General features: G+C 69.3%; 8 protein-coding genes. All 8 read right to left on the reverse strand.

All coding sequences use genetic code 11. The features are described 5' to 3' along the window. Window positions 1-217, reverse strand: a 217-nt coding sequence (locus tag LXM94_RS25050) for a molybdopterin cofactor-binding domain-containing protein (RefSeq protein ID WP_235774505.1), incomplete at its 3' end; no start/stop codon positions are given. Further along, on the reverse strand, window positions 214-690 hold the full coding sequence (locus LXM94_RS25055; protein WP_235774507.1) for a (2Fe-2S)-binding protein: 477 nt from the start codon (window positions 688-690) through the stop codon (window positions 214-216). The genes LXM94_RS25050 and LXM94_RS25055, both read right to left, overlap by 4 nt. Continuing rightward, window positions 687-1,760 carry an alpha/beta hydrolase family protein gene (locus LXM94_RS25060; protein WP_235774509.1) on the reverse strand — a complete coding sequence of 358 codons (1,074 nt, stop codon included), beginning with the start codon at window positions 1,758-1,760 and terminating at the stop codon, window positions 687-689. Before LXM94_RS25060 ends, LXM94_RS25055 begins: the two co-directional genes overlap by 4 nt. Then, complete coding sequence (locus LXM94_RS25065; protein ID WP_235774511.1) at window positions 1,757-2,119, reverse strand: cupin domain-containing protein; 363 nt, start codon at window positions 2,117-2,119, stop codon at window positions 1,757-1,759. The genes LXM94_RS25060 and LXM94_RS25065 overlap by 4 nt, the downstream gene beginning before the upstream one ends. Before the next feature lie 9 nt (window positions 2,120-2,128). Beyond that, complete coding sequence (locus tag LXM94_RS25070; protein ID WP_235774512.1) at window positions 2,129-3,133, reverse strand: quinone oxidoreductase family protein; 1,005 nt, start codon at window positions 3,131-3,133, stop codon at window positions 2,129-2,131. A gap of 32 nt (window positions 3,134-3,165) precedes the next feature. Continuing rightward, complete coding sequence (locus tag LXM94_RS25075) at window positions 3,166-4,044, reverse strand: BKACE family enzyme (RefSeq protein WP_235774514.1); 879 nt, start codon at window positions 4,042-4,044, stop codon at window positions 3,166-3,168. Beyond that, window positions 4,045-4,800, reverse strand: coding sequence for an SDR family NAD(P)-dependent oxidoreductase (locus tag LXM94_RS25080; RefSeq protein WP_235774516.1), 756 nt, complete (start codon window positions 4,798-4,800; stop codon window positions 4,045-4,047). Between the two features lie 3 nt (window positions 4,801-4,803). Further along, a complete protein-coding gene (locus tag LXM94_RS25085; protein ID WP_235774518.1) occupies window positions 4,804-5,730 on the reverse strand; it encodes a dioxygenase family protein in 927 nt (308 codons plus the stop codon). Window positions 5,731-5,779 lie beyond the last annotated feature (49 nt).

Here is a 5,779-nt window from a genome sequence, read left to right on the forward strand (position 1 = left end):
CGTCGGGGGAAAGGTCGGTATCGGCGTCGCGCGTCGCGATGCTGGCGAGCGAAACGCCGAGTTCGCCTGCGACGATCTGCGCCAGCGCCGTCAGGATACCCTGCCCGAGTTCCACCTTGCCGGACCGCACGACGACGGTGCCCGGCGGTTCGAAGGAGATCCAGCGGCCGATTCCGGGATTGTCCATGAGGCTTTTCGGCAGGACGGGCGCGGTCATGCATCCCTCCCGGCAAGGCGCGCCGCGGCGCGCTCCACCGCCCTGAGGATGCCGCCATGGGCGCCGCAGCGACAGAGATGCCGGTCGAGGGCCGCAACGATCGCCGGACGGCCGGGCCGCGGGTCCTTCCTGAGCAGAGTGAAGGCGCTCATCAGGATGCCGGTGAGGCAATAGCCGCACTGGCCGGCCTGCTCCGCCTCGAAGGCCTCGAGGAGGGCGCGTCCGACCGGATCGGCGGACAGCCCCTCCGCCGTGACGACATGGGCACCGTCGAGCGCCTCCGGCGGCAGCGTGCAGGAGAAGCGCGCCTCCCCGTCGATCCACACGACGCAGGCGCCGCACTGCTCCAATCCGCAGCCGAAGCGGGTCGCCTTGAGGCCGAGGCGGTTGCGCAGCACAAAGAGCAGCGGTCCGCCGTCGACCGGCAGCACCACGGGGTCGCCGTTCACCGTCAGTCGGACGTCGGCGCTCACGAGGCGCGCCTTTCGGCGGCGGCCGCGAAGCGGTCGCTCAGCCAGTCGGCGACGAGCGGCCGGTAGAGCCACGGGATGTTGTTGCAGACGTGGTTGCCGTCGGCGAAGACCTCGGCATCCGCGCCGCCGGCGCAGAAGGCGGCGCAGGCGGCCGCCTCCTCCGGCGGAAAGATCCTGTCCTTCGCGCCGTGCAGGATGAGGGCCGGCGCCGTCGGGCCGGACGCGCCGGCGAGCGTGAAGGCGCGGGCGCGCGCCTCGACGTCGTCGACCGCCAGCGCGAAGCGCATGTTGTCGCGGTAGACCTGCGGCAATGCCGGCCAGAAGGCGCCGAGGTCGAAGAAGCCGTTGATCGAGACGACGCCGGCGAGGCCGCCGATCGAACCGGCGGCGCGCAGCGCCAGGTGGCCTCCGAAGGCCATGCCGACGAGCGCCACCCGGCCGTCGAGACCGGCGTGGCCGCGCAGCGCCTCGATCGCCGCACCGACCGCATCGGCGATGTCCGGCCGGAGTCCGCCGAAGGCACGGCCCTCGCCCTGCCCCGGCCCGTCGAGCGACAGCGTCGCGATGCCGCGTGACAGGAAATGCCGTTCGAAGGCGGGAAACTCCTCCTTGGTGGAATCCGAGCCCGGGACGATCAGCGCCAGCGGATGACGGCCCGCAGCGCCCGGCAGGCGCAGGCAGCCGTGCAGCAGCCGGCCTTCGAAGGGCACGTCGATGCGCCGGGCCGGAGGATCCAGCAGCGGCGCCGCGCGCCGGAAGAGGTCGACCTTGCGTTTTGCCGCCCGCTCCTTCGCGTCGAGGTCGTCGAAGGCCATGAACTGGCCGAAATGGAAGAACAGGCTGGCACGGGCGAAGGCCTCGCCGGCCGTCAGCCGGTGACCGGCGCCGAGCGCTTCCTCGGCCATCGCCGCGTGCCGCTCGCCCTCCTCGCTCCAGGCGGCGAGCCAGTTTTCCCATCTGCCGGCCCTGTCGATGACGGCACGGGCGGTCGCCGAAGGAATGCCCGCCACTTCGATGCGCGGCAGCCAGTGGGCGACGACGCTCAGCAGCCTGTTTTCCGGTTCGCTCATCGGGAAGCTCCCGTCTCGGAAATGCTCCAGGTCGGCATGGCGAGCAGGATCGATGCCGGCCGGTTGGAGCGGTTGACGAGCGCCCGCGCCTCGCCGGGCGCGAGGCGGCAGCTGTCGAGATAGCCGAGCGTCACGCTCCCGGTCGGCGTCTCGACCGTCACCTCGCCGGCGACGACGACATAGAGCTTCTCCACCGCAGCGTCCTTCAGCGACGTGTGGCCGCCGGGCAGGAGATGCGACAGGCCGATCCAGATCGTGTCGGTCTCGGTCGCCTCCTTGCCCTGCAGGCGCAGGCACGCCATGCCGTAGTGCTCCGGCGCCTCGTAGGGCTTCGCCTCGCTGTAGCGCGTCACCTGCATGCCCGCGCCTCAGGGCTTCAGGAGCACGCGGTCCGGCGTGCCGCGCAGGACGGTCGCATAGGCCCTGGCCGCGTCCTGCAGCCGGTAGCAGGTCGCCGGGTTGATCGGGAACGGCTTCAACAGACCGTCTTCGAATTTCGGCTTCAGCTTGTCGAAGATGCGCGCCCCGTCGACGGAGGAAAGCGCCAGCGTGTCGATGCCGATATATTTGTGCCGGCCGCGGAAGAAGTTGAAGATGTCGAAGGGCACGGCGCGGTCGAAGGTCGAGATGAAGATCTGCCGCGCCTGCTTCGCCATCGCCGCATTGGCGAGCTCGAAATAGGGGCTGCCCACCGTGTTGAAGACGATGTCGGCGCCATGGCCGTCGGTCTTCTCGCGCACGATCGCCGCCACGTCCTGCGTGCCGCTGTCGAGCATCTCGACGGGCGCATTGGCATGGCCCATGAGCGGCTGGCCGTTGTATTCCACCGCAAACACCTTGGCGCCGGCCATGGTGGCGAGCTGGATGACGGCCTGGCCGACCTTGCCGTTGCCGCCGCAGACCAGCACCACGTCGGTCGGCTGCACGCCGCCGGCTTCCCGCAGGCCTTCGTAAGCCGTGATGAACGGAACACCGATCGAGCCCGCTTCCTCCATGGAGAAATTCTTCGGCTTCCGGCGCACGGCCTTCTGGTCGAGCACCATCCACTTGCCGTGGCTGCCGTCCTGGCTGATGCCGAGTTCGCCGCCGCCGCCCCAGATCTCCCAGCCGATCATGTGCGACGGCCCCTCCCGCACGATACCGCCGAAGTCGCGGCCCGGAATGCGCGGCCAGATCGCATGCGGCATGTGGCCGAGCGACGCCTTGACGTCGCTCGGATTGACCCCCGCCGCGACGATCTCCACCAGAACCTGGCCCGGGCCGGGCCGCGGCACCGCAACGTCGACCACGTCGATCAGGAGGTTGTCGAGATCGGGTGACTTCTGCGAGACCCGCAGCGCCTTGCCCATTTTGGCGTCCACCTGGATGTTCATCTCCGATCCTCCTTCAGGAATTCCGTCGTCGTTCATGCCGCAAGCCCGAGCATCTCGCGGGCCTGCGCCGGGCTGGCGATCCGGGCACCGAGCTTCTCGACGAGGTCGCGGGCCCGGTCCACCAGTTCGCCGTTGCCCTTTGCCAGCACACCCTTCGACAGGTAGGAGTTGTCCTCCAGCCCGACGCGGACATGGCCGCCGAGCAGGTAGGACTGCACGGCCATCGGGAAGGACATGCGGCCGACGCCAAAGCCGGTCCACACGCAGTCGCGCGGCAGCAGGCGGGCGGCGAGCGCCATCACCTCGGTCGTCGCCGGGAAGCCGTATTTCACGCCGGTGACGATGTTGTAGAGGGTCGGCGCCTTCAGCGTTCCGGCCTTCAGCATGTCGTGGGCGAGCTGGATGTGACCGGTGTCGAAGACCTCGAGCTCCGGCTTCGAACCGGCCTCGTAGATGAGGTCCGCCATGACCTTGACGTTGGCCGGCGTGTTGATCACCACCTCGTTGCCGAAGGTCATGGTGTTGAGGTCGAGCGTCGCGATCTCAGGCTTCAGCGCGAGAATATGCTCGACGCGCTTCTCCGGCCGCATCAGCGTGGTGCGCGGTCCGGCAACGGCCGGGTTCTCGTCGCTCGGGTGATAGCGGCCGCCGGGGCCGGTCGTGACGTTGAGGATCAGCGCGTCGTTCCTGGCGCGGATGCGCTCCATCACCGCGCGGTAGTATTTCAGCTCCATCGAAGGCGTGGCGGTCTCCGGGTCGCGCACGTGGATATGGGCGATCGCCGCGCCGGCGTCGGCCGCCTCCAGGCAGGCATCGGCGATCTCCTCCGGCGTGACGGGCAGGCCGGGATGGTTCTCCCGGGTCGTCAGGTTGCCGGTGACCGCACAGGTTATGATGACGTTCTGCTGCATTCAGAGATGCCTTCCGCCGTCGACGACGATGCGCTCGCCGGTCGAGAATGTGAGATGCGTGGCGCAGGCGAGGATGGCGCGCGCCACGTCGGACGGGCTGGTGATGCGCCTCAGCGGCGTCGTCGCGGCCACCTTGTCGTTGAATTCCTTGCCGCGCCCCGGAACGAACTGCGTGTCGACGGCGCCGGGCGAGACGGAGAGCACGCGGATCTCCGGCGCGAGCGCCCGGCCGAGCGAGTTCGCCATGATGTCGAGCCCCGCCTTGGCGCCGCAATAGGCGATGTTCGAGCCGATGCCGGTGAAGGCGGCGATCGAGGAGACGTTGACGATCAGCCCGTCGCCGGTCGCCTTCAGCGCCGGGGCGAAGGCACGGATGGTGGCGAAGACGCCGCGCCAGTTGTTGACGAAGATCTGGTCGATCAGCTCGTCGGTCAGGGCGTCGAGATCGGCATGCGCCACCGGCTTCGTGATGCCCGCGGTGTTGACGAGGATGTCGGCGCGGCCGGCCGATGCCAGCACGCCGTCGCGGAAGGTCTCGATGCTCGGCGTATCCTCGATGGCGACCGGCAGCGCGACATGGCCGCCGCCGTCCAGCCCCGCCGCGATCTGTTCTGCCCGTTCCCGCCCGTTGCGGTAGCCGACGACGACGCGCGCGCCGGCCGCGGCCATCTCGGCACAGGTCTCGCGGCCGATGCCGCCGGACCCGCCGACGATCACCGCCACCTTGCCGGCAAGGGGTTTCCTGCGGTCCGTCACGGCTCAGCCCTTCTTTCCGGAGATCGGCGGCACCGGCATGCTGGAGACGCCCTCGACCAGCCTGAACTCGTAGTGGCAGGTGTAGAAGGGCGGCTCGGCGCCGGGATAGGCAGGGTCCGTCGCGTCGTGGCGCACGAAGTCGCCGACGATCTGCTGCTTGGCGCCGAACACGACATCACCGACCAGCGCCTCGTGGCTGTCGGCGAAGATCTGCGTGATCAGCGTCTTGTGGCCCGGCGCCGAGACGATGAAATGGATGTGGGCCGGGCGCATCGGCATGCGCTTCTGGGCGCGCAGCAGGTCGCCGACCGGTCCGTCGGTCGGCACCGGATAGCCGGCCGGCTTGACCGAGACGAAATGGAACCGGCCCTCGGCGTCCGTCCGGAAGCGGCCGCGCAGGTTGAAGTCCTCCTGCGTCTCGTCCTGGTTCTCGTAGAGACCGACGGGCGAGGCCTGCCAGACGTCGAGCGCGGCACCCTCGATCGGCGTGCCATCGACGTCGACCACGCGGCCGGAGAAATGGAGCGCCGGACCCGGCGTTGCCGAGCGGGCGATGCAGTCGCCGGAGGCACAGAGCGGCGACTCGCCGCGATAGAACGGCCCGAGCAGCGCCGACATGGTCTCGCCCTGCATGCCGTCATTGTTGATGAGATCGATCAGCGTCGAGATGCCGAGCACGTCGGCGGCGAGCACGACCTCGTTGTTGAAGTCGTTCGTGTGATGGCCGAGCGCCGCGATCCAGCGCAGGCCGTATTCGAACTCCGCCTCCGTCGGCTTCGTCTCGATGACGAACTGATGGAGATGGGAGACGAGCGAGGTCACGAGGTCCCGCAGCCGCCTGTCGGATCCGCCCGCCATGGCCCGCAGCACGACCGGCGTCACGTCCTCGACCTTCGAGATGAGCTTCTGACCGATGCCGATATGGTTCATGGTCATTCTCCTGCTGCGGCGGCGGGGACGCGCGCGTCCCGCCGTCCCC

It is taken from the genome of Rhizobium alarense, assembly GCF_021555155.1.
Taxonomy (GTDB): domain Bacteria; phylum Pseudomonadota; class Alphaproteobacteria; order Rhizobiales; family Rhizobiaceae; genus Rhizobium_D; species Rhizobium_D alarense.

Excerpts from the sequence above, each read along its gene's own strand:
- LXM94_RS25060 (WP_235774509.1), bottom strand. The coding sequence starts at position 1,760 with ATGAGCGAACCGGAAAACAGGCTGCTGAGCGTCGTCGCCCACTGGCTG.
- LXM94_RS25065 (WP_235774511.1), bottom strand. The coding sequence starts at position 2,119 with ATGCAGGTGACGCGCTACAGCGAGGCGAAGCCCTACGAGGCGCCGGAG.
- LXM94_RS25070 (WP_235774512.1), bottom strand. The coding sequence starts at position 3,133 with ATGAACATCCAGGTGGACGCCAAAATGGGCAAGGCGCTGCGGGTCTCG.
- LXM94_RS25075 (WP_235774514.1), bottom strand. The coding sequence starts at position 4,044 with ATGCAGCAGAACGTCATCATAACCTGTGCGGTCACCGGCAACCTGACG.
- LXM94_RS25085 (WP_235774518.1), bottom strand. The coding sequence starts at position 5,730 with ATGAACCATATCGGCATCGGTCAGAAGCTCATCTCGAAGGTCGAGGAC.